Consider the following 21,693-nt stretch of genomic DNA (forward strand, 5'->3'; position numbering starts at 1 on the left):
GACCGACCCCGCACCCCCCATCCCCTCGGCACACGGCGAGGCGGAGCGCTTCGCCCTGCCCTGCCACCCGACCCGCATCCCCATGAGAGGCATCCGATGAGCACCACGACCACCGCGAAGACCACCACGACCGTCACCGCGTCCGCGACCCTGCGGGAGCTGGGCGGACTGGACGACCGGCCGGCCCGGCTGGGCGAGTCCGTCCTGATCATGATCGACTTTCAGAACACCTACCGCACCGGTGTGATGGCCCTGGAGGGCGCCGAGGAGGCCGTCGCGGCCGGCGCCCGCCTGCTGGAGCGGGCCCGCGCCGCCGGCACCCCCGTGGTCCACATCGTCCACGACGGCGGCGAGGGCAGCCCGTACGACCTCGCCGAGCACGTCGGCGCCCTCAGCGACGAGGTCGCCCCGGCCGACGGCGAGCCGGTCGTGGTCAAGCAGTTCCCCAACGCCTTCCACGCCACCGAGCTGGAGAAGACCCTGGAGGGCCTCGGCTTCGGCGCGGGCAGCGGCAAGGACCTCGTCCTGGCCGGGTTCATGACGCACATGTGCATCACCTTCACCGCCCAGCAGGCCTTCAACCTCGGCTACCGGCCCACCGTCGTCGCCGAGGCCACCGCCACCCGCGCCCTGACCGCCCCGGACGGCACCGTCCTGCCCGCCGCGGCCCTCCAGGCCGCCGCGCTGACCACGATCACCGACATGTTCGGCGTGGTCGTCCCCACCGCGGAGGCCCTCGGCGCGTGACGGCCCGGGCCCGGCCCTGATCCGCCGGACACCCCCTAGACTGCCGCCGTGACCAGTGCAGTGACCGGACGCCGGCGCCTGATGGGCGCCGGGCTCGGCGCGGTCGCCGCGGCCCTCGCCGGGTGCTCCGGCCGCTCCGGCCCCGTGCCGAGGCTCCGGCTGGCGACCGGGCCGCAGGGCGGCCCGTACAACGCCTTCGGCCGGGCCCTGGCCCGGGCCGTCGCCGAGAGCGGGGGCCGGCTGGAGGTCGTCCCGGTCGCCACCGCCGCGAGCGTGGACAACCTGCGCCGGCTGGACGAGGGCTCCGTCGACCTCGCGCTGTCCATGGCCGACGCGGCCGAGGACGCCGCCCTGGGGCGCGAACCGTTCGCCCGGCGGGCCCCGGTGACGGCACTGGCCCGCGTCTACGTGAACTACACGCACCTGCTGGTCCCGGCCGCCGGCCCGGCCCGCTCGGTGGCCGACCTGGCCGGGCGCCCGCTCGCGGCCGGCGCCGCCGGATCGGGGGTGCAGGTGCTGGCGGGCCGCCTCCTGGGCGCCGCCGGGCTGACCGGGGGCCCGGCACCGGCGGACGAGCGGCAGCTGGGCCTGGCCGAGTCGGCGGCTGCACTGCGCGCGGGCACGGTCGACGCCGTGTTCTGGTCCGGCGGAGTCCCCACCCCGGCACTGACCGACCTGGCCCGCGAACTCCCCCTGCGCTTCCTCCCGTTGGACGGCTACGCGGGCGCGCTCCGCGAGCGCTACGGGCCCGTCTACACGGCGGTCACCCTGCCCGCCGGAGCCTACGGCCTCACCGGACCGGTGGGCACCATCGGCGTCGGCAACTACCTCCTGGCCCGCGAGGACGTGGCGGTGAGCCCGGCGGGCGAACTGCTCCGGGTGCTCTTCGACCGCCGGCGGGACCTGCTGCGGGAGGTGACGGCGGGCGTGCGGCTGGAACCCCGCTTCGCGATATCCACCGGCGCGGTGCCGCTCCACCCGGGGGCGGCCGCCTACTACCGCTCGGTGTACGGCTGAACGGCCTGGGGCGACGGCAGCCGGAACGCGAAGACCAGGCCGTGCGGGGCGTTCGGGCCGGCGTCGAGCCGGCCGCCGCTGATACGGGCGATCTCCTCGGCGATAGCCAGCCCCAGTCCGCTGCCGCGCACGTTCTGGTGCTCGGGGGAGCGGGTGAAACGCCGCAGCAGCAGGTCCACTTGGTCCGCCGGAACCCCCGGCCCGTCGTCCGCGACGCGTACGACGGCCTCCCCGCCCGGCGTGCGGGAGACCCGCACCTCCACGCGGCCGCCGCGCGGCACGAACTTCACCGCGTTGTCGAGGAACGCGTCCAGGATCCGCCCCGCCGCGTCGGGCAGGGCGCGGACGCACAGCTCCCCGTGCAGGCCGGCGGCCGCCAGCTCCAGCCCCGCCGCACGGAACACCGGGGCCCAGGCCTCCACCCGTCCGCGTACCGCCCGCGCCAGGTCCTGGTCCGCGAGCTCCGCCGTCCCGGACTCCACCCGCGCCAGCGCCAGCAGCCCGTCCAGCAGCTCCTCCAGCCGCTCCGCCTCCTCCAGGGCCCGGGCGTGCTCGTCCAGGCCGGGACCGGGGGTGATGTGCGGTTCGACGTTCTCCAGCTGGAGCACCAGTGTGGCCAGGGGGTTGCGCAGCTGGTGGGAGGCGTCGGCGACGAAGTCCCGCTGGCGGCCGAGGGATTCGGCGACGGCCTCCGCCATCGCGTTGAAGTGCCGCCGCAGCCGCCGCAGTTCCGGCGGACCGCTGTCGGAGACCGCACGGGCCCGCAGACTGCCGGCCGCCAGCCGCTCCACGGCCCGGTCCAGGTCGAGGACCGGCCGCATCAGCCAGCGCGCGATCCCCGCCGCCACCAGGGCCGCCGCGGCGAAGGCGGCGACCGCCCCGGCGGCGATCAGCGACCAGCGGGCCGTCACGTCCCGGCGGGCGGCGTCCGTGGGCACGGTCATCAGCACCGCCCCGCTGACCCGCTCGTCCCGCCCCACCGGCTCGGCGAGCACCACCCGGTCCGGGCCCCAGGGGCGGACCGTCGGCAGCCGGTCGGTGGAACGCCCGGTGAGGGCGCGCCGGCCGGCGTCCGCCGCCTCCGGCAGCGGGGGGCCCGCGGCGGGCCCCGCCCCCGCGGCCCGCGCCACCGTCGCCCCGGCCGCGTCGACCACGGCCACCTCGGCCCCGTACAGCTGCGCGTACCGGCCGATCTCGGCGGACAGCTCCGCCCGGTCGGCCTCGCTGCCCGCCCGGTCGGCGAGGTCGGCGAACCGCACGGCCTCCGAACGCCGCTGGAGCAGCAGGTGCTCGGTGCGCCCCCGCGCGTAGGCATCGGCCAGGGGGAGGCACAGCAGCAGCGCGGCGGCCCCCATGAGCACCATCAGCACCGCGAGCAGCCTGCGCCTCACCGCCCCTGGTCCCGCTGCGCGTCCGCGGCCGGGGACGCGCCCAGCTGGTAGCCGAACCCGCGCACCGTACGGACCAGGCCGGGACGGCCCGTCTTGGCGCGGATCCCCGCCACGTGCACGTCCAGGGAGCGGGAGGCGGCGAGGAAGGCGTCGCCCCAGATCCGGTCCAGGATCACCTCGCGCGGGTGCACCTCGTCCGGTCGGGCCGCGAGGAAGGCCAGCACGTCGAACTCCCGCCGGGTCAGCCGCACTTCGCTCCCGGCCACGGTGACGGTCCGCCCGGCCGGGTCCACCTCCACGTCCCCGGCGCGCACGGGCCTCCCGGCAGCCGCCGCACCGTCGCCCGGCCGGCCGGGGTGCCGGCCGGTCCGGCGGCGGACGGTGTCGATCCGGGCGATCAGCTCCGCCATCCGGAACGGCTTGACCACGTAGTCGTCGGCGCCCGCCCGCAGCCCCTGCACGATGTCGCGCTCCTCGCAGCGCGCGGTCACCACGATCAGCGGCGCGTCGCAGACGGTGCGCAGCCGCCGCAGCAGTTCGAGCCCGTCCAGGTCGGGCAGGCCGAGGTCCAGCAGGACGAACTCGGCCTCGTGGACGTGCCGCAGGGCGTCCAGCGCCCGCCCCACCCGGCGGACGGTGTGCCCGCGCCGGGCGAGGGCGGTGCCCAGGGCCCGGGCCATGCGGTCGTCGTCCTCGACGAGCAGCGCGTGCACCGCCACCTCCCCAGACCAGCCACGACCAGGCCGGCAGCCTATCGCGCCGCCCCGGCGGCGGCCGTGGCCGCCCCGGTGCCCGCCCCGCCGTCCGCCTCGGAGCGGCTGAGCGCGGTGTTCCGGGTGTCCGGCATCAGCACGTACGTCACCAGGGAGACGAGGGCGCACCCGGACACGTACCAGAAGAACATCTTCTCGTGCCCGCCGTTCTTGAACCACAGCGCGACGTACTCCGCCGTGCCGCCGAACAGCGCGTTGGCGATGGCGTACGGCAGCGCCACGCCCAGCGCCCGCACGCGGGTCGGGAACAGCTCGGCCTTCACGGCGGCGTTGATGGAGGTGTAGCCGGTGACGATCACCAGGGCCAGCAGGGACAGGCCGAGCGCGGACCAGTACGAGGACGCCGACCCGAGCGCGGTCATGATCGGGTAGGTGCCCACGGTGCAGCCCACCGCGAAGGTGATCAGCAGCGGTCGGCGGCCGATCCGGTCGGACAGCATCCCGGCGAAGGGCTGGAGCACCGCGAAGAGCGCCAGCGCGGTGAAACTCACCAGCGTGGCCGTGTTCTTGGCCATGCCGGCGCTGCCGACGAGGTACTTGGTGAGGTAGGTGGTGTACGTGTAGTAGGCGACCGTGCCGCCGAGGGTCAGTGCCATGACCAGCCCCGCCTGCCGCCGGTGCTCCCACAGCGCCTTGAGCGAGCCGCGGGCGCTGTCGTCGCGCTCCCCGTCCTCCTCCGTGAACGCGTCGGTCTCCTGGAGCCGCCTCCGCAGCCAGAACACCACGAGCGCGAACACCGCCCCGAGCACGAACGGGACCCGCCAGCCCCAGCTGCCCAGCTGCTGCTTGGTGAGCGTGTGCTGCATCGTGATGAGGATCCCCAGGCCGAGAAGCTGGCCGCAGGTCATCGACACGTACTGGAACGAGGACCCCAGCCCGCGCCGGTCGCGGGCCGACGCCTCGGTCAGGTAGGTGGCGCTGGCCGCGTACTCCCCGCCGATGCTCATCCCCTGGAGCAGGCGCGCCACCAGCAGCACGACGGCGCCGAAGTAGCCGGCCTGGCCGTAGGTCGGGGCGACGGCGATCAGCAGGGCGGCCACCGACATCATGGTGACGGTGAGCGTCAGCGCGCTCTTGCGGCCGTGCCGGTCGGCGGCCCGCCCCAGGATCCACCCGCCGACGGGACGCATCAGGAACCCGACGGCGAAGATGCCCGCGGTGTTCATCAGTTGGGTGGTCGGATTGTCGCCGGGGAAGAAGGAATCGGCGAAGTAGATGGCGAAGCTGGCGTAGACGAACCAGTCGTACCACTCCACGAGGTTCCCCAGCGACCCGCCGACGAGTGCGAGACGGCGCCTGCGGCGCTCGTCCCCGGGCGGGGGACCGATCGTGACGGCGGACGAGGACATGGCGGCTCCAGACGGAAGTCCCTGATGGGAGGGGTGGATACCCCGGTGCGGGGGAGTGCCCAGACTGGATCCGCCACCGCACCCGGACAAGGCCCGGCACCCAGATCTAACGTTCCGCTAAGAAAGCCGCGCAGCACCGCCGGCCCCGGGGCCGCGTGGCGGTCGGCGGGGCACGGTGGCAGGCTGGGACGGGAAGCCACAGCGCTGGGGCGCCTCCATTCCGATCGACATTCCTCGTTCCTGTCGTGTTCGCAGGAGGTGGGACCCCGTGAGAAGACCCGTTTCACTCGCTTCACCGGCCCGGATCGCGTTGAGCCTGGCGACGGCCGGATGCCTCGCGGCCACGCTCGTACCGGTCGCGGCCGCGCCCGCGTCGGCCGCCTACTGCGACCCCGCGGCCTCCACCAGTTCGCCGAGCGGCGGCGCCGAGGCGGCGAGGCTCGCCGTGGCGTGCCTCATCAACGCCGAGCGCACGCAGCGCGGACTGCAGCCCCTGACCGGCAACGCGTCCCTGACGGCGGCGGCCCAGCAGCACACCGCGGCGGCCGTGCAGCTGAAGTGGTGGGGCCCGGGCAAGGACCCGCACCGCAACCCGCAGACCGGCTCCACCCCGCAGAGCCGCATCCAGGCCGCCGGCTACTGCCCGAACCCCCGCTCCTGGGCCGTCGCCGAGATCACGTACACGGGCTGGGGCACCTCGGGCACCCCGAAGGCCGCCGTCACCTGGTGGATGAACAGCCCGGGCCACCGCGCGATCATCCTCGACGGCTCGCTGCGCGAGTACGGCAGCTGGGCCCAGGACGGCGCGGCCGACCCGGCCGGAGCCGGTGCGAGCGGGGCCGGTACGTACGTCGTGACCTTCGGGCGCTGCCAGCAGTGACGGCGCCGCCGCGCCCCGCCCCCAGCGGGTGCGCGGCCCGCCCGGATGGGGAAAGCTGGACACGGCGGCACCGCCGACGGCGGAGCCGACTTGGCGAGGAGGGGCTCGTGGACGCTTCAGGAGACGGGCGGCGCGTCCGCCCGGCCCGGCCGCGCGGGCGGAAGGCCGGCCTGCTGTGCGCGGCGGCCGCCCTGGCGGCGGTCGCGGCTCCCGCGGCCGCGCAGGCGCCCGCACCGGCGGACCCGTATCCCGTCGTGGTCGTCGACTGCTTCTCGGCGGCCCAGGTGCAGCCCGAGGAGTACGTCCTGGCCTGCGGGGACGGCAACAACCGCCTGGTCGGACTCCACTGGGACAGCTGGGGTGCCGCCACGGCGACCGCCACCGGCACCGACATGGTCAACGACTGCCGTCCCTACTGCGCGGCGGGCCGTTTCCGCGCCTACCCGGTGACGGTCACCCTGAGCGATCCGCGGCCCTGGCCCACCCACCCCGGTGTCCAGCGCTTCACCGTGATCCGGCTGCTCTACACGCACACCGCACCGGCCCCCGTGCACAAGGACGTCACCTACAAGCTCGTGTGGTGAACCGGGACGACCGGGGGCCCGGCGCCGTGGGCCCGCCCCTCGACGGGGTGCCCGGCCGTCTGGACGTGGACCCGACGCCCCGGACGGCCGTCGTATGGCTGCCGCCCGCGCGGCTGTGGCCCGCCATCCAGGACATCCGCGCCGAGCACGACCCCCAGATCCGCCGCTGGCCACCGCACGTGAACCTGGTCTTCGGCTTCGTCCCGGAGGCGGACTTCGCGGCGGCGGCCCCGCTGCTGGCGGCCGCCACCGCCCGGTGTGAGCCCTTCGACGTCCGGCTCAGCGGGGTGCGCGCCTTCCGCCACCGCGCCTACGCCACGGTCTGGCTCGACCCGGCAGCGGCCGGCCCGGCGCCCTGGAGGGCGCTCCAGGAGGCCCTGGCGGAGCCCTTCCCCCGCTGCCGGGGACGGTTCCCGCAGTTCACCCCGCACCTCTCGCTCGGGCGTACCCGCACCCCCGGGCCCCTGGCCGCCGAGTGCGCGGCGCGCCTGGGCACCCTGTCGGCGCGGGTCGAGGAGGTCGTCCTGCTCTCCCGCCGGGGCGAGGGGCCCATGCGGCCCCGCCTGGAGATCGGCCTGGGTACGGGGGAGGTGCGCCGGCACCCCGAGGACGTCTGAGGCGCGCGGCCGCCCTCACGCGGCCGCGCCGGGCCCCTCGCCGAGCAGCTTCGCGCGGAACAGGTCGAGTACGGCGTCCAGGGCCTGCCGTGTGGGCTGCCCGGGCTCGTCGACGAGGTGCTCCGTCAGGACGGAGTGCGCGGGAAGCGGACTTTCCGGGTTCGCCGCCCCGTCCTCCAGTTCGACCGCCAGGAACGCGTCCCCGAGCTCGCGGCGCAGGAACGCGAACCGGTCGCCGGGCACCAGACGGTCCCCCTTGAACCGCAGCCCCAGCACCTGGAGCCCCTCGCGCTCGCAGCGCCCGCGGACCACCGCCAGCTCCCGCGGGCTGATGTCGATCGTGCCCGCCCGGCCCGCCGTGCACGCCAGCGGGAGCGAGGGCTGGGACAGCACCGGGGCGACCAGCCGCTCGTCCGTGGCCATGGCCAGGGCGAAACCGCCGGTCAGGCACATCCCGACGGCGCCCACCCCGGGCCCGCCGCAGCGCTCGTGCTCGGCGGCGGCCAGCGCGCGCAGCCACCGCACCACGCGCGAGCTGCGCCCCGTCGCCAGCAGCGTGAACTCCCGGCTCACGCACACCTGCCACACGGTCGAGGCCATGGCGCGGGCCGCGTTGGGCCAGCCCCCGGTCGAGGGGTTGGCGTCCCGGCCGGGCGTACCGAAGAGCACCGGGAGCACGGCCGTGCAGCCGGCCGCCGCGACGTGCTCCGCGAACTCCAGGACCTTGGGGGTGATGCCCGGGACCTCGGCCATGATGATCACCGCCGGGCCCGTGCCCCGGCGCAGCACCCGGCGGGTGGCTCCGTCGTGGGTGAACGTGCTCTTGGTGAAGCCGGTCAGGTCGTGGTCTGCCACGGTCCTTCCCTTCCGTCGAACCGTCCTGGACGGCATCAACCTACCGACCCCGCAGCGGGCGAAGGTGCCCGAGGGCCCCTCGCCCGCTGCGGGGTCGGGGTCAGCGTCCGGCGCCGCCGCTGACGAGCGGCCACTCGCGGTGGAGGGAGCCCAGCGGGATGCGGCGCTCCAGGACCGGGGTGCCGAACAGGGAGAGCTGGAAGTGCAGTTGCCCGTTCAGGTCGAAGCCGCCGTACAGGGCCCAGGCGCCGTTGACCGAGGTCTTGCCGTCGCTGGACGCGGACGCCTTGGCGTCGGCCTCACCGCGCAGGTAGGGGGCGAAGTCGGCGCCGACGCCGACGGCACCGTACAGGCCGACGGAGGCCTCGGCGCCCAGTGCGGCCTTGACGCGGCCGGACGCGGCGACGGTGGCCTTCACCGGGGTGCTGTTCACGGCCGAGGTGCTGACCGGGGTCCAGCCCTTGCCCGTCGCGTAGCTGCCGCCGACGCGGAAGTCGCCCTTGACGTCCTGCTGGACGTCGAGGGTGACCTGCCCGTCGGCCTCCACCTGGATGTACGTCGTCAGGTCGAGGTTGACCACGACCGGGACCGGGCCCACCTGGATGACGGGCGCGCTGTGCAGCTTGGCGAACGGGATCCGCTTGGGCGTGCCGGTGCCCGCGGCGGCGCGGCCCTTGAGGGCCCACTGCGAGGACCAGTCGCCGCTCATGCCGAGGAAGGCCGCGCTCGGGGCCGAGCCGAGCTTGGTGCCGGTGTACGAGAACTCCACCTGCGGGGCGAGCTGGACGAAGCCGGACACCGAGGCGCCGGCGGAGGCGGGCGCGTCCTTGGCGGTGTCGACGGCGGCGTTCACGTCGAGCCGCAGGTTGCCCAGGGGCAGCTTCGCGCCCTCGGGGCCGAACCGGGCCCCCTCGCCCTTGGCCCAGGAGAAGGTGACGCCCTTCATCAGGGGCTCGACGGTCACGGAGGACGGGTCGACCTTGACCTTGCCGTCGGCCTTGGCCTCGCCCAGGGCGGCGGACAGGGTCGTGGGGGCGGTCTTCACCTCGGTGCCGCGGTCGGTCTTCCCGACGACCTCGGTGACCTTCGCGAGGAGGCCGTCGGGGGCGCCGGGGGCCGGGGCGCTGGCGATGACGTCGCCCACGGCGACCGGCTTGGCGGCGGCGGGGGACTCGTTCGAGGGTGCGTTCTGGCTTCCCTTCGGGGGCTTGGGGGCCGTGGCTATGACGGCCCGCTGGCTGGTCTTGTCGTAGGAGGCGACCCGCAGCGAGGACTTCTCCGGCCGGCCCTCGCCGGTGGCGGTGCGGGCCAGGGGCGAGGGGTCGGCCGGCCCCTGGGGTGCGGCGGCCACGTCGAGGCGCTGGGCGCCGTTCGCGGCCGGGGCGCCGGGGGAGGTCCCCGGGGCCGCGGAATCGGTGTGCGCCGGCGAGGAACAGCCGGTGGCGGCGAGCGCCAACGTGGTCAGGCCGGGAAGCAGGAGGCGTTGGGCGAGCGTGCGCACGTAGGAAGAACCTTCGGTAAATGGGGGGAATTGAACGCGTTACCGAGAAGTAACGTGAAGGTCGATCATGTCATGCGCACAGCCGGGCAGTCATCTCGGGATCCGGCCAACTCGCCTGTGCCAACTGAAGGTTGAAACTTCAAAAGCGCTGGTCGGGGGGAAGGAGCGGCCTGACCATGCCCGCGGCCCCAACACCGCTGGGACGGAAGCCCGTCAGGCGATGCCCACCGTGTAGGCGGCGTGGTAGCCGCCGGACTCCGCCGTGGGTGCCAGGGTCATCGTTCCGGCTGCCGCCCGGTAGCGGTCGTCGTGGGCGTTGGGGTTGCGCGGGGGCTTGCGGCGGGCGTACGGCTGGCGGGCGTAGACCTCCCGCAGGAACTCCTCCGGCAGGAAGAACTGCGAGGTCGTCTCCGTGTGCGCGTCGGGCCGCACCTTGAAGTGGATGTGCGGCGCCAGCCCCGCGTACCAGCCGGGCACGATCGTGCGGAACGTGCACCGCCCGGACGCGTCGGTCACCTGGACCCCGCGCAGGTAGGTCTCCCGCCCCTCCGAATAGACACCGGCGGCGTCGGCCTGCCAGATGTCCACGGCGGCACCCGCGAGCGGCCGGCAGCCCGTCGAAGCCCGGACCACCGTCAGCTCCAGCCGCAGCGGTACGCCCTCCCGTCCGTCGGTGACGTCCGAGCGGGTCCGGCCCGGCCCGGCGTAGTTCGGCCCCGCCCCCGCCTTCACCGCCAGCACGCAGCCGGGCGTCGCCCCGCTCGACGGGGCGGCGGCCGGGCTCCCGCAGCCCGCCGTCAGCGCGGCGACGGAAGCGGAGCCCGCCGCCAGCAGGAGGGCCCGACGGCTGGTCGGGGAGGTGCCTTCGCCGTTCATCCGAACCCCTCACGCGTACGCCCGCGGCCGTCACACCCGGACGGCCGCCCACCGCAGCCCACCGTGCCGCACCCCGCCGCCCCGCCCCGCGACCGACACACGGCCGACCGGGCGTTGCTAGCCTGCCCCGATGGGACTGGACATCACGCTGGTCATGGCCGACTGGGACCGCCTGGCCCGCATACCGGCGGCCGGACGCGAAGCGGCGCTGGGCGACGCGATCTGGCCGGACTTCTGCTGCGACGCGTGCTGGAACGCGAGCCTTGACGTACCGGGCGGCTGGGTGTGGCCGCACGGGCGGCCCGACCCGTGGTGCGCCGAGTACCGCTTCTTCCGCACCACCGGCTCCTACGCCTGGCACTTCCACCTGAGCAACCTGTGGGACGGCCTCCGCGACGCGGCCGCCCCGGACCTGCGCGCCGCCCTGGACACCTTCACGGGCGGCCTGTTCTGGGCCGGCCCCGACGGGGAGCCGGCGATCCCCCCGGACTTCCCGGACGACCCGACCCCCTGGGCCCGCGAACCCCTCCTCCTCGCCCCGCCCCCGACGGTGACCGTCCTCGCCGACGCCTGGCGGCGGGCCGCACCCCGCCTGGAGGACCTCCGCGCCCCCTTCGCGGCCCGCTCCGAGGCCGAGCCCGCCCGCCCCGCCTCCTTCGACGACGCCGTCGCCCTCCTGCGCGAATGGGGCTCCGCCACCGAGGAGGCCGCCCGCCGCGGCTGGGGCCTGATCGGCCTCCCGTACTGACCCCGCCCGCTAGCGCGGCACGCTGTCGCCCGGTTCGAACGGGGCGCCGTGGCCCGGGACGATCAGGTCCGCCGCGGCCAGGACGCGCAGGCGGGCGGCGCGCAGCGCCTCCCGGTCCGGGGCGACCGGGTCGTCCGCCGGGCCCTGCGCGTGCCACCACAGGTCACCGGCGAGGGCCACCACGCCCGACTCCGTGCCCGCCAGCAGGGTGATGTCCTCCGGGCTGTGGCCGGGGGTGCGGATCAGGCGGAGGGACGGGGTGAGTTCGTAGCCCTCGGCATCGCGGTCGCGCCACTGGTGGCCCAGGTACTCCGCCTTGTGGTCGTGGACCCTGGCCCCGGGGAACAGGCCCGCGTTCATGATGTTGTCCGGGTGGTGGTGGCTCAGCACCACGTCGGTGATGTCCTCGGCGCCGAGGCCCAGTTCGGCGAGGGGGCCGAGGATGTCGTCGGGGCTCGCCACCATGCCCGGGTCGAAGACCACGTGCCGGCCGCCGTCGCCGACGTAGGAGACGGTGGCGGCCACGCCGGGGCCGGTGGAACTGGTGTAGCCGGTGTTCAGGATCGCGAAGACGGCGCTGCGGCCGAGCGGTGCTTCTGTCATGCCCCCCATTCTTTGCGCCGCACCCCGTGTGCCACGAGTGGCACTGATGACACCGATCGCAGGATTTGTGCCAGGACTGGCAGACTGCTCCGGTGCAGCCCTTCCTGAACGTCGCCGCGTACGCCCCGCCGGGCGTCGGCATGCTCGCCGTCGGCATCGTCACCGAGGTGTTCGGCCCGCGCGGGAAGGGGATGCCGGCGTTCGAGTTCGCCCTCTGCAGCGACCGGCCCGGGCCCGTGCCCACCGACCTGGGCGTGCCGCTCGCCATCCCGCACGGCCTGGAGCGCCTGGCCCGCGCCGACCTCGTGATCGCCCTGCCCTGGGCCCAGTTCCGTACGCCTCCCGCCCCCGCCGTGCTCGACGCGCTGGCCGCCGCGCACGCGCGCGGTGCGCTGGTCGCGGCCCACTGCGTCGGCACCTTCGCACTGGCCGCCGCCGGGCTGCTCGACGGCCGGCGGGCCACCACGCACTGGCGGTTCGCCGGCCTGCTGGCCGAACGCCACCCGGAGATCAGCGTCGAGTCCGACGCCCTCTACGTGGACGAGGGCCGCATCGCCACCGGTGCCGGAGCCGCCGCGGGCTTCGACCTGTGCCTGCACCTGCTCCGACGGGAACACGGCGCCGCCACGGCCAACGCCGTCGCCCGGGAGATGGTGCTGCCCTCCCACCGCGACGGCGGCCAGGCCCAGTACCTGGCCGCGCCCGTACCGGAGAACTGCCAGGACGAGCGCCTCGCCGAGGTGCTCGCCTGGGCCCGCGCCCACCTCCACGAGCCGCTGCCCGTCGCCGAGCTGGCCCGGCGCGCCCTCATGAGCAAACGCTCCTTCGCCCGCCGCTTCACCGCCGCCACCGGCACCACCCCCCACGCCTGGCTGCGCGGTCTGCGGCTGAGCAGCGCCGAGGAGCTCCTGGAGACGACCGGCCTGCCGGTCGAGGAGATCGCCCGGCGGGTCGGCTACGGCAGCGCGGCCGTCCTGCGCGAACAGTTCGTCCGCCGCCGCGGGGTCCCGCCCCGCGCCTACCGCCGCTCGTTCACGAACACGCCGTAGGAAGGACGGTGGTACGCCGCCACCCCCGGCGACCCCGCAGCGGGCCGCCGGTGCGGAGGGCCGGCCTGCTCGTGCCCGGCGTTCGACAGCGAGAACGCCGGGCACGAGCAGGCGATGTGACGGAGGGTCAGCCATTGATCCGGGAGCCGGTGACCTCCAGGCGCAGGCCCTCCAGGACACGGGCCGCGTCGGTGAGGCCGCGCTGTTCGCAGCGCGCCGCGCCCGCCGCGAGGCGGGCCGCCGCGGCCTCGGAGCGGTTCAGGCCGTTGTGCTCGATCAGCGCCGCGATCCGCACCGCCTCGGCGCGGGGGGCCTCACCGTGCTCCCCGCCCCCTTCGTGCGCCGCCACCGACGCCTCGGCCTCGGCCAGTGCCTCGGTGAAGCGTCCGGCGTCCGCCAGGACGAGGGCGCGCCGGTAGCGGATGCTGCCGCTCTCGAACCAGCGGGTGAACCCCTCCGCGTCCGCGGCCTCCGCGCACACGGCGTCGGCCTCCGCGAGGTGGGCGAGCGAGGCGTCCACCGCCTCGGCGCCCCGGTCCGACTGGGTGAGGCGGGCGAACTCGCGCATCATCTGCGTGATCACCGACGGGTTGGGGGCCTGCCCGTGCGCGGCGACGGCGCGCGCGTACGCCGCCCGGGCGCCGTCCCAGCGGCCGGCCTCCGCCAGCGCGACCGCCGCCTCCGACGCCACCGACGTCAGCACGGCCTGCCCCTCCCCGTCCCAGTGCGCGGCCGTGTCGGCCAGCCGCAGGAACTCCGCGGCCGCCGCGAGGTGTTCCTCCAGGTCCCGCAGCCCCCTACCCAGGCTCAGCCGGCCCTGGGCGAGCAGCCGCGGATCGAGGGACTCCGCGTTCCCGTCGGCGACCACCGACTCCAGGACCGCCACGGCCTCCGCGGCCCGGCCGCTGCCCCGCAACAGGTCGGCGAGCTGGAGCCGGACGTCGGCCGCCTCGTCGTGGTCGCCGTCCCGGTCGAAGCGGGCCGCGGCCTCGGAGAGGTGGCGTACGGCGCCGGCGGTGTCACCGGTGTGCGCGGACGCGTGGCCGAGCATCGCGTACCCGGGCGCCAGCGGGAACGACCGGTCGTCGTGGCGGACCGTGAGGGCGATCGCCTGGTGCAGCAGCTCGACGGCCTCCTCGTGCCGCCCCTGCGCGAGCAGCACCTGGGCGAGCACGCCCCGGGGCCGGCTGCCCTTCCAGGGACGCTCCGGCGCCCCCGCGGCCAGCACCTCCAGCACGGCCCGCAGCTCCCGCTCGGCGCGGTCCGTGTCACCGAGGCGCAGCGCGAGGTTCGCACCGAACTCCATGGCGTTGGCCACGTGGTACGGCGCGGCCAGCCGCTCCGCCTCCGAACGCAGGGCACCCGCCACCGCCTCGAACCGCTCGCGGGCGGCCCCGGACACCTCCGGCGCCTGCGCCATGGCCTCGTGGAAGGCGGCGTACGCCCGGGCGTACAGCACCGTCAGGTACCGGCGGGCGGCGATGCTGCCCGGCCCGGTGCCGGTGACCTCGCCGTCGTTCCCGTCCGTCCCCGGCACCTCGTAGGCCGCTCCGGCGCCCGTGCCCGCGGCCATGAGCTCCTCCGCCTCCCGCACGACCGCGTCGAGACCGGCACGGACCGCGGCGGGGTCGGGGAGCCGGGCCTCGTCCTCCGTACCGTCCTCGGAGCCGACGGGAACCGCCCACGCGAGGGCCATCGACCGGGCCGCGAGGGCGTCCCAGACCATGCCGGCCCGCTCCAGCAGGGCGGCGGCCTCCTCCATGACCCCGATCGCCTCGGCATCGCGGTCGAGCACCCGCAGCTCGAAGGCGCGCTGCTCGGTGAGTTCTGCCCGCAGCCGGTCCTCCGGACCGAGCCGCTCGTCGTGCACGTAGCCGTCGGCGTCCGCCGCTTCGGCGATCCGCTCCCACAGCGGCGAGCCACCCGGATGCCCCAGGGCGTCCAGCCTGCGCGCCTCCCGCACCAGCCCGGCGAAGTCCGCCGGAACCTCCCGCGCCGCGGGAGCGGGGACGGCCGCGGCGGCAGCCGGAGCGGCCGTACGCGCGGCGGCGACGGCCGTACGCAGGCCCAGCGGCAGCGGCTCGTCCAGCAGCGGCGCCCGCTCCAGCCGGGCACGGCGCCGGTCCCCGGCCTCCGTCGTGCCGTTGCGGGCGTCGAAGGCGGCGGCGAGCCCCTCCGCCTCCGAGCGCACGGTGGCCAGCAGCGCGCCGGCCGTCCAGTTCCGCCCCGGCGGACCGGCGACCGGGGTGTCCGCGTGCCCGTCCGCGACGAGCCGGGCGAGCAGCACCTCGACACCCGTGAGGAACCCGAGCCGGTTCAGCGGGGCCCCGGTCGCCTCGAACAGCGGCCGGTTCTCCGCCAGGATCTCCAGTCCCCGCCCCTCGTTGCGGGTGAGCGCGCAGAACTCCAGGTGCAGTCCCACCTCGTCCTGCATGCCCGTCTTGCCGCGCACCCCCCGGTACCCAGTCAGGTGGTGCGCCCGCGCCTCGTCGGTGCGGCCCAGCCGCACCAGCGGCAGCAGCGCCCGGGCCCGGCTCGTCTGGGGCTCCTCCGAACACGACGAGGAACCGGCCAGGACCGGAGCCCACAGGTCGAGGGCCGCCGCGTCCTCACCCGACCGCACCCGGTACAGGGCGTGGTGCCGGGTCTCGCAGGCCTCGCAGTCGCTGAGCTCCGTACGCGGCCGCGTCGCCCACAGGTCGTACGCGTCGGCGACGCCCCGGCCCGTGTGGGCGGCGACGTGGTAGCGCATCGCCGCCACCGGCTGCACCCCGTGGCCGTCCGCCTCGTACCGCTCCCGCATCCGCCCGGTCCAGGCCTCGATCACCGCCAACGGCACCTCGGGCACCTGCAGCAGCGAGGTGGTCACCCACTTGAACCGCCACAGGACCTGGTCCGCCTCCCACTCGCTGAACGCGCCGGGGGAGTCCTCCCACAGCTTCAGCAGCCGGGCGAAGACCACCGGCGCCTTGCGGTGCTCGCCGGTGAACTCGTACGCCGTCATCAGCTCCATCAGCGCCGTGACCAGCACCTCGGGCTTCTCGAACGGCTCGGCCGCCTCGACGAGCTCCTCGGCGGTGACGGTGCGCTGCAGCCCGTGCGGGCGGTCGTGGTTCTCACGCAGCGCCTCGAACACGGCCTCCGGGGTGTCCAGCATTACGGTTCCTTCCGGGAGTCGGAGCCGGACGCGGCGCTGTCGCCGCCCTGGCCCCCGGGGTGCATGGCGTGGGTGAGCAGGCCGATGAAGGCCCGGTTGAGCAGGGCGCTCTCGCTCGCCTTCAGCGGGCGGCGGCTGAGCAGCAGCGCCTGCCCGTACAGGGACTCGGCGGCGGCCACGGCCAGCCCCCGCTCCTCGATCGTGACGGCCTGGCGCACCAGCGGGTTGAGGTGGTTCAGGACGAGCTGGGCGCGCGGGGTCTCACTGCGCAGCGAGCCGAGGATGTCGGCCCACAGGCCGTCGCTGTCGGCGGCCAGCGTGGACCGGGTCCGCTCGTGCCGGGCCTCCCGGTTGTCCAGCAGCAGCGCCGGGGCCGTCACCGGCTGGAAGTCGCGCAGGACCACGTCGCAGTCCTGGGCGGCGATCACCTCCCGGGCGATGCCCAGGAAGGCCGCCGCGCGGATCTCCGCGGACGGTTCCACCGCGTCCAGGTGCGCGGTGACCGTCGCCGGATCCAGGTCCGTCACGGCCGTGCCCGGCCGGATCTCGGGCAGCCGGTGCACCAGGTCCCGGTCGTAGGTGTAGCCGCCGTTGACGACCCCGAGGCCCGCCGCGGCCGCGATCGGCGCGACCTGGCGGAACTCCTCCACGCTGCGCGTGACGAGGACGGTGGCGTGGGCCCTGGCGAACTCCTCCAGGGTGACGTTGCCGTCCGTGGTCTCGAACGGCAGCCACGGCAGCACGATGCGCAGCAGCTCGTCGTCGTAGCGGGCGAGCGCCTTGACCGCGAGGTGGTGGGTGTCGATGAACCGGTGCAGCAGCGCGGGATCGCTCGCCGCCAGCCCGGTGAGCCAGTCCCGGATCCGCACGCCCAGCGCGTCCCGGACCGCCGACAGGGTGCCGTCCTCGTACAGCGCCTCGCGGGAGGCGGTCGGGCGCAGGCTGGTGGTGTCGATGACGCAGCGCACGAAGAACGCCCAGTCCGGCAGCAGCTGCGGCGCCTGGTCGGTGAGCAGCATGCCCTTCAGGTGCACCCGGTGGCCCGCGCGCTGCGCCGGGCTGACCGCCGTCGGCAGGACGTACGCCACACCGCGCAGCCCGGCCGCCGGCAGGTCGAGCTCGATGGTGTCGAGCGGCGCGAAGTCGAAGACGTCCCGGCAGTACGCGGTCAGGGCCTCCCGGCGGGCCAGCGGCGAGCGGTGCTCCCGCTCCCACGGCGGCGCCGCGTCGATCCGGACGGGGTCGCCGCCGGGTCCGGTGACCGTGACCTCGTACGGGAGCAGGCTGCCGTAGTGCCGGGCCAGCTCCACGACCCGGGCGGGGGCCGTCCACTCGGCGTTGTCGGCGCGGGGGCTGAGCCGGACCGTGGTGCCGGGCGCCACCGCCGCGTCCGCCGGCAGGGTGCGGATGGTGTAGCGGCCGTCGGAGTGGCCGCGCCACTCGACGGCGGGCGCGTCCGGGTCGCCGGCGTGCCGGCTCACCACGGTGATCTCGTCCGCGACGACGAAACAGGCCAGCAGGCCGATGCCGAACTGCCCGATGAAGTCACCGCGCGCCGCGTCGAGCCCGGCGCCGTCCAGGACGCCGTCCGTGGTCCGCTTGGAGCTGCGGCCGATGGTCGCGAGGAAGCGGTGCACGTCGGCCTCGGTCAGGCCGATGCCGGTGTCGGTGATGGTGAGCACGTCACCGGTGCGGACGGTGATGGCGGCCGGGGCGGACGGGTCGACGGCGCGGCGGGCCGTGATGGCGTCCACGGAGTTCTGCAGGAGCTCGCGCAGGTAGACGCGCGGACTGGAGTACAGGTGGTGGGACAGCAGGTCCACCAGACCACGCAGGTCGACCTGGAAGGTGTGGGCGGACTCGGAGTGCGGCACGGAGCATCTTTCGGTCGGCACACCGCGCCCGGGCCGGAGCCGTGCGGTGTGCGGGGGGAGGGGAGGTCTCGGGGGCCGGTCAGGCGCCGACGGACGAACGGTGCCGGCGGTAGGCCGTGACCGGGTCGGCGTTGACGTAGTTCCAGGGGAACTCGGTGACCGTGTCCTGCGTCAGCTCGAAGCAGCGGCGCGCCGGCTCGCTCTCGCCGGCGAGCGAGAAGGCCAGGGCGAAGCTGTTGCACACCTGCGCCCACCCCCTGCCCCGCTCGGCGTCCGGGTGCAGGACGGACCGCTCGGCGGCCTCCCCCAGCGAGGCGGCGGTCTCCGGCCGGCGCATGTACTGCCAGTCCGGCCCGTCGCCGAGGGACAGCCAGTGCTCGATGTGCGCGAGCGCGACGAGCTGCCCGAGCGCACTGCCCTCGGGCGCGGCGAGCATCGACGCGCGGGCGAAGGCGTGCATCTCCTCGTGCGAGCCGCCCCACTTCTTGCAGACCTGCTGCAACTGCTGCTGGTGGGCCCGCAGGTGGTACGGGTCCCGGCGCACGGCCGCCTCGAACCGGCGCCGCGCGACGACCGGCCCGACCTCCAGACCGCGCCCGCTGACCTGGAGGAAGTGCCAGGGCGAGACCCAGGAGGGCTCCCGCTCGGCCGCCCGGTACAGCCAGCCCTCGGCCTGGCGCAGCCGCTCGTGGAACACCTCGAACTGCTCGCGCGAGACGTCCGCCGCCCGCGCCCCCGTCCGGGCCTCCCAACCCCAACTGATGTACCGGGCCCCGGCGACCAGCAGGGGGAGCGCCGAGTCGGGCTCCGCCTCGGCGGCGTCGCCGATCCACCGCTCGACCCCGGCGGTGTCGCCGACCGTCCACAGCAGCCAGGCGCGGTCCCCGTTGTCCGGGTGCGCCGCGAGCCCGTCCCGGACCGCGGCCCAGTCCGCCGCCTCCGCGGCCTCGCGGATCCGCGTCACCGCGGGATCGCCGAAATCCTTCTGCAGCTGCGGCGCGGACGATCTGCCCACCCATCGCTTCAGCGACAGCCCCGCCCCCCGGAGCAACGCCATGACCCACCCCTTGCTGTGCACGTTTTCTGGCAGGGGACGTCCGGTCTGCGCCCCCCGCGGAGGTAGTGAGTATCACGAGGTCGCGTGGATCGCACAACTGTTTCCCGGCCGGGCGCTCAGTTCCCGCTGCCGAATCCCCACGACTCGATGTCCCGGTAGTGGATCGGGCCGGGGCCGCGCCCGATGTTGCTGCCCACCAGGTGCAGCCGTCCGGCGTGCCAGGGACGGCCGGAGAAGCCGGTGAGGCCGGCGGCCGCCTCCGGCACGCTGGAGGTGTCGTTGCGGCGGGCGCGGGCGAGCGTCAGGTGGGGGCGCAGCGGCCGGCCCTCGTAGGGGACACCGCACTCCCGGACCAGGGCGCGGACCTCGGAGGCCAGCAGGAGCAGCCCGTCGAGGTCCCCGTCGATCCCGGTCCACAGCACCCGTTCGTCGAAGTGCCCCCCGCCGCGCAGCGCCAGCCGCAGGGGCCGGCGTATCCCCGCGAGGTCCGCGAGGGGGCCGCGCAGGCGGGGGACGGTCGCGACCGGGAGCTCGCCGAGGAAGGCGAGGGTGATGTGCCAGTCCTCGATCCGGTTCCACCGCATGCGCGGGTACGCCTCGTACGCGGGCTGCAGCGCCCGCTCCAGCTCCTCCTTCGCGTCGTCGGGCGGGGCGAGGGCGATGAAGACGCGGACGGTCGCGCTGTGGGTCTGATGTTTCACATGGGACTTCGTACCGTGCTGCGGCCGTCAGAACCAGTTGACGGTCAGTGGGAAGGCGGCGGTGACGGTGATCCCGGTGGAGTCGGTGGCGGTCGCGGTGACCTGGGCCGTGCCGGCGGCCCACGGCTTCCCGGTGATCCGTCCGGTGGTGGCGTCGACGCTCAGGCCGAAGGGCAGGCCGGTGGCCGCGTAGCGGACCGGGGGGTTGCCGCCGGTGGCGGTGAGCTGGACGGTGCAGGACTGGTTGAACTTGCAGGTCTGCGGGCCGGGGTTGGCGAGCTGCAGGCCGCCGGGGGTGGGGGTGGGGGTGGGGGTGGGAGTCGGTGTCGGCGTGGGGGTCGGGGTCGGGGTAGGCGTCGGGGTCGGGGTGGGGGTCTGGGAGGTGCCGAAGACCTCCGTGATCGGCTGGACGTTGGCCGCGTTGCCCGCGTGGGTGGCCGTGCCGAAGAGGTCCTCCAGGGTCCGCAGCAGGTGGTGGTGGCTGAAGGCCGTGGCGTACGTGCCGGTCTTGACGTTCGCCCCGTAGAACACCGTGGCGATCTGGTTCGAGCCCAGGTAGTTGTCCTCGTCCCAGGTCAGTACCAGCAGGCTGTTGTGGGTCTTCGCCCACTGCGCGTACGCGTCGAGGTTGTTCTTGGTCCAGGTGTCGCCCGTGCCGACCGCGCAGGAGTGCATGTCGTTGCACAGGTTGGGGATCACGAAGGACAGGTCCGGCAGCGAGGCGAAGTCGTTCTGCGGGAACTGGGCCCAGGTCTTTCCGCTGTTCAGCGGGATATTCTTGAAGGCGAACCACGGGTTGTGCTTCTGCGCGTACTGGGCGTTCGTGCAGGCCGTGGAACCTTCCGCCGGGAGGTCCTCGTTGTACGTCGCGAAGGTCTTCCCGGCCGCCAGGACCTCCTGGCCGAGGTTCGCCGCGGTCATGGACTGCGGGGTGTAGCAGCCGTCCCCGGTGATGCCCTGGGTGCCGCCGGAGAAGAGGTTGAAGTAGTTGGGCTGGCTGGGGTGGGTCAGGGCCTTCATCCCGGTCAGGCTCGCGCCGCCGGTGGCCAGTTGGTTGATGTACGGGGCGTTCGCGCTGCCGATGATCTCCCCGTACTGCTTGTTCTCGTAGACGGCGACCACCACGTGGTCGTACGCCGGCAGGCCGGCGGCCGCCGCGTCCGCGGAACCGCCCTCGGCGGCCCGGGAGGTGGCGACGGTGAGGGCGCCCAGCAGGCCGAGGGCGCCGAGCGTCCCGAGGGCGGCGGTGACCGCGGACCGGCGGCCGGAGCGGTGTCTCGTGCGGGGTGCGTGAGTGGGCATGGGTGCTCCTCCTTGGTGGGGTGGGGGCTTGCGGTCGGTGTGTGCGGCCGGTCAGTCCTCGCGGCGGGCGGCGCCGGCCACGGTGACGTTCAGGAAGCGCGGCACGGGCCGGCCCCGTTCGCGGAACTCCGCCGTGACCGCCGCCCGTACCGCCGCCAGCCGGGACGCGGGCAGCAGCACGAGGACGCTCCGACCCGGCCCGGGCCCGGGCGGCCAGACGCTCAGGGCCCCGGCGCGGCGGGCGCGGTCCACGGTCCGGGCCAGGTCGGCGGCCCGCTCGGCCGGCTCCCCGCGCACGGCCACGAGCACGAGCCGGGCGTCCGAAGCGGCCGGGTCGAAGGAGCTGTACCGGTGCGGCCCGGGCCCGGGCCCCGGCCCCGCCCCGAGCAGGAGCGCGGTGGCGGGCCGGGCGAAGAACACGGCCCGGCGCAGGGCGTCGTCCGCGTCCGGCAGGGCTTCCGCCAGCAGCCGGGCCAGCCGCGCGGGGTCGGGTTCCGTTCCGGGCGGCGTGTGCACGTCGGCCACCGCGAGCGCCACCGCGCAGTCGGCGGGCTCCGCCGTGGCCAGCCCGGCGGCGTCCGTGAGCGAGCCCTGCACGTGCAGGTCGGTCCC

At 75.3% G+C, this 21,693-nt stretch carries 19 protein-coding genes and 1 pseudogene; 7 read left to right on the plus strand and 13 right to left on the minus strand.

Going from position 1 to position 21,693, the window contains the following annotated elements; translation table 11 throughout:
* The first annotated feature begins 96 nt into the window (after window positions 1-96).
* Complete coding sequence (locus AB0F18_RS22950; RefSeq protein WP_362063529.1) at window positions 97-747, plus strand: cysteine hydrolase family protein; 651 nt, start codon at window positions 97-99, stop codon at window positions 745-747.
* A 48-nt stretch (window positions 748-795) separates the two neighbouring features.
* Entirely contained in the window at window positions 796-1,764 is a 969-nt protein-coding gene (locus AB0F18_RS22955) for a TAXI family TRAP transporter solute-binding subunit (RefSeq protein WP_362063531.1), read from the plus strand.
* On the opposite strand, the gene AB0F18_RS22960 is transcribed toward AB0F18_RS22955, so the two are convergent.
* The 3 genes from AB0F18_RS22960 to AB0F18_RS22970 are packed head-to-tail and all read right to left on the minus strand — an operon-like array spanning window position 1,743 to window position 5,277.
* The gene (locus tag AB0F18_RS22960; protein WP_362063533.1) at window positions 1,743-3,155 is read right to left on the minus strand and encodes a HAMP domain-containing sensor histidine kinase; all 1,413 of its coding nucleotides are present in this window, start codon (window positions 3,153-3,155) and stop codon (window positions 1,743-1,745) included. The two genes, AB0F18_RS22955 and AB0F18_RS22960, sit on opposite strands and share 22 nt — an antisense overlap.
* The gene (locus tag AB0F18_RS22965; RefSeq protein WP_362063535.1) at window positions 3,152-3,868 is read right to left on the minus strand and encodes a response regulator transcription factor; all 717 of its coding nucleotides are present in this window, start codon (window positions 3,866-3,868) and stop codon (window positions 3,152-3,154) included. Before AB0F18_RS22965 ends, AB0F18_RS22960 begins: the two co-directional genes overlap by 4 nt.
* A 38-nt stretch (window positions 3,869-3,906) precedes the next feature.
* Entirely contained in the window at window positions 3,907-5,277 is a 1,371-nt protein-coding gene (locus AB0F18_RS22970; protein ID WP_362063537.1) for an MFS transporter, read from the minus strand.
* A gap of 268 nt (window positions 5,278-5,545) precedes the next feature.
* On the opposite strand from AB0F18_RS22970, the gene AB0F18_RS22975 reads away from it, so the two are divergent.
* The 3 genes from AB0F18_RS22975 to AB0F18_RS22985 all read left to right on the plus strand — a co-directional run bounded on the left by AB0F18_RS22975 (window position 5,546) and on the right by AB0F18_RS22985 (window position 7,358).
* On the plus strand, window positions 5,546-6,157 hold the full coding sequence (locus AB0F18_RS22975) for a CAP domain-containing protein (protein ID WP_362063539.1): 612 nt from the start codon (window positions 5,546-5,548) through the stop codon (window positions 6,155-6,157).
* Window positions 6,158-6,264: 107 nt separating this feature from the next.
* Window positions 6,265-6,741 carry a hypothetical protein gene (locus AB0F18_RS22980; protein WP_362063541.1) on the plus strand — a complete coding sequence of 159 codons (477 nt, stop codon included), beginning with the start codon at window positions 6,265-6,267 and terminating at the stop codon, window positions 6,739-6,741.
* Window positions 6,738-7,358, plus strand: coding sequence for a 2'-5' RNA ligase family protein (locus AB0F18_RS22985; RefSeq protein WP_362063543.1), 621 nt, complete (start codon window positions 6,738-6,740; stop codon window positions 7,356-7,358). Before AB0F18_RS22980 ends, AB0F18_RS22985 begins: the two co-directional genes overlap by 4 nt.
* A gap of 15 nt (window positions 7,359-7,373) precedes the next feature.
* Here AB0F18_RS22985 and AB0F18_RS22990 read toward each other — a convergent pair whose 3' ends face one another.
* The 3 genes from AB0F18_RS22990 to AB0F18_RS23000 form a co-directional block, all read right to left on the minus strand.
* Complete coding sequence (locus AB0F18_RS22990; RefSeq protein ID WP_362063545.1) at window positions 7,374-8,213, minus strand: dienelactone hydrolase family protein; 840 nt, start codon at window positions 8,211-8,213, stop codon at window positions 7,374-7,376.
* Between the two features lie 100 nt (window positions 8,214-8,313).
* Window positions 8,314-9,714: a hypothetical protein gene (locus AB0F18_RS22995; RefSeq protein ID WP_362063547.1), complete on the minus strand. Its 1,401-nt coding sequence runs from the start codon at window positions 9,712-9,714 to the stop codon at window positions 8,314-8,316.
* 213 nt (window positions 9,715-9,927) lie between these two features.
* On the minus strand, window positions 9,928-10,590 hold the full coding sequence (locus AB0F18_RS23000; protein ID WP_362063549.1) for an intradiol ring-cleavage dioxygenase: 663 nt from the start codon (window positions 10,588-10,590) through the stop codon (window positions 9,928-9,930).
* Window positions 10,591-10,720: 130 nt separating this feature from the next.
* Here AB0F18_RS23000 and AB0F18_RS23005 point away from each other — a divergent pair, with 130 nt between their 5' ends.
* A complete protein-coding gene (locus AB0F18_RS23005) occupies window positions 10,721-11,338 on the plus strand; it encodes a hypothetical protein (protein ID WP_362063551.1) in 618 nt (205 codons plus the stop codon).
* 9 nt (window positions 11,339-11,347) lie between these two features.
* Here the strand turns inward: AB0F18_RS23005 and AB0F18_RS23010 are convergent, their stop codons facing one another.
* Window positions 11,348-11,941, minus strand: coding sequence for an MBL fold metallo-hydrolase (locus AB0F18_RS23010; RefSeq protein WP_362063553.1), 594 nt, complete (start codon window positions 11,939-11,941; stop codon window positions 11,348-11,350).
* Between the two features lie 140 nt (window positions 11,942-12,081).
* Between AB0F18_RS23010 and AB0F18_RS23015 the strand changes: the two genes are divergently transcribed.
* Entirely contained in the window at window positions 12,082-12,990 is a 909-nt protein-coding gene (locus AB0F18_RS23015) for a helix-turn-helix domain-containing protein (protein ID WP_362063565.1), read from the plus strand.
* Between the two features lie 127 nt (window positions 12,991-13,117).
* Here the strand turns inward: AB0F18_RS23015 and AB0F18_RS23020 are convergent, their stop codons facing one another.
* The 6 genes and pseudogenes from AB0F18_RS23020 to AB0F18_RS23045 form a co-directional block, all read right to left on the minus strand.
* Window positions 13,118-16,147, minus strand: coding sequence for a hypothetical protein (locus tag AB0F18_RS23020; RefSeq protein WP_362063555.1), 3,030 nt, complete (start codon window positions 16,145-16,147; stop codon window positions 13,118-13,120).
* A complete protein-coding gene (locus tag AB0F18_RS23025) occupies window positions 16,147-18,021 on the minus strand; it encodes an HSP90 family protein (RefSeq protein WP_362063557.1) in 1,875 nt (624 codons plus the stop codon). The genes AB0F18_RS23020 and AB0F18_RS23025 overlap by 1 nt, the downstream gene beginning before the upstream one ends.
* A gap of 79 nt (window positions 18,022-18,100) precedes the next feature.
* On the minus strand, window positions 18,101-19,078 hold the full coding sequence (locus AB0F18_RS23030; RefSeq protein WP_362063559.1) for a hypothetical protein: 978 nt from the start codon (window positions 19,076-19,078) through the stop codon (window positions 18,101-18,103).
* 116 nt (window positions 19,079-19,194) lie between these two features.
* Window positions 19,195-19,779 carry an RNA 2',3'-cyclic phosphodiesterase gene (thpR, locus tag AB0F18_RS23035; protein ID WP_362063561.1) on the minus strand — a complete coding sequence of 195 codons (585 nt, stop codon included), beginning with the start codon at window positions 19,777-19,779 and terminating at the stop codon, window positions 19,195-19,197.
* A 27-nt stretch (window positions 19,780-19,806) separates the two neighbouring features.
* Complete coding sequence (locus tag AB0F18_RS23040) at window positions 19,807-21,081, minus strand: alkaline phosphatase family protein (protein WP_362063563.1); 1,275 nt, start codon at window positions 21,079-21,081, stop codon at window positions 19,807-19,809.
* Window positions 21,082-21,132: 51 nt separating this feature from the next.
* A pseudogene (locus AB0F18_RS23045) lies at window positions 21,133-21,693 on the minus strand (galactokinase); the annotation flags it as partial.

This window comes from Streptomyces sp. NPDC029216 (assembly GCF_040648015.1).
In the GTDB taxonomy this organism is placed as follows: domain Bacteria; phylum Actinomycetota; class Actinomycetes; order Streptomycetales; family Streptomycetaceae; genus Streptomyces.

What these genes read in the sequence shown, in the direction of transcription:
- AB0F18_RS22950 (WP_362063529.1), top strand. Translation starts at nt 97, where the DNA reads ATGAGCACCACGACCACCGCGAAGACCACCACGACCGTCACCGCGTCC.
- AB0F18_RS22970 (WP_362063537.1), bottom strand. Translation starts at nt 5,277, where the DNA reads ATGTCCTCGTCCGCCGTCACGATCGGTCCCCCGCCCGGGGACGAGCGC.
- AB0F18_RS23000 (WP_362063549.1), bottom strand. Translation starts at nt 10,590, where the DNA reads ATGAACGGCGAAGGCACCTCCCCGACCAGCCGTCGGGCCCTCCTGCTG.
- AB0F18_RS23005 (WP_362063551.1), top strand. Translation starts at nt 10,721, where the DNA reads ATGGGACTGGACATCACGCTGGTCATGGCCGACTGGGACCGCCTGGCC.
- AB0F18_RS23010 (WP_362063553.1), bottom strand. Translation starts at nt 11,941, where the DNA reads ATGACAGAAGCACCGCTCGGCCGCAGCGCCGTCTTCGCGATCCTGAAC.
- AB0F18_RS23015 (WP_362063565.1), top strand. Translation starts at nt 12,082, where the DNA reads ATGCTCGCCGTCGGCATCGTCACCGAGGTGTTCGGCCCGCGCGGGAAG.
- AB0F18_RS23020 (WP_362063555.1), bottom strand. Translation starts at nt 16,147, where the DNA reads ATGCTGGACACCCCGGAGGCCGTGTTCGAGGCGCTGCGTGAGAACCAC.
- AB0F18_RS23030 (WP_362063559.1), bottom strand. Translation starts at nt 19,078, where the DNA reads ATGGCGTTGCTCCGGGGGGCGGGGCTGTCGCTGAAGCGATGGGTGGGC.
- AB0F18_RS23040 (WP_362063563.1), bottom strand. Translation starts at nt 21,081, where the DNA reads ATGCCCACTCACGCACCCCGCACGAGACACCGCTCCGGCCGCCGGTCC.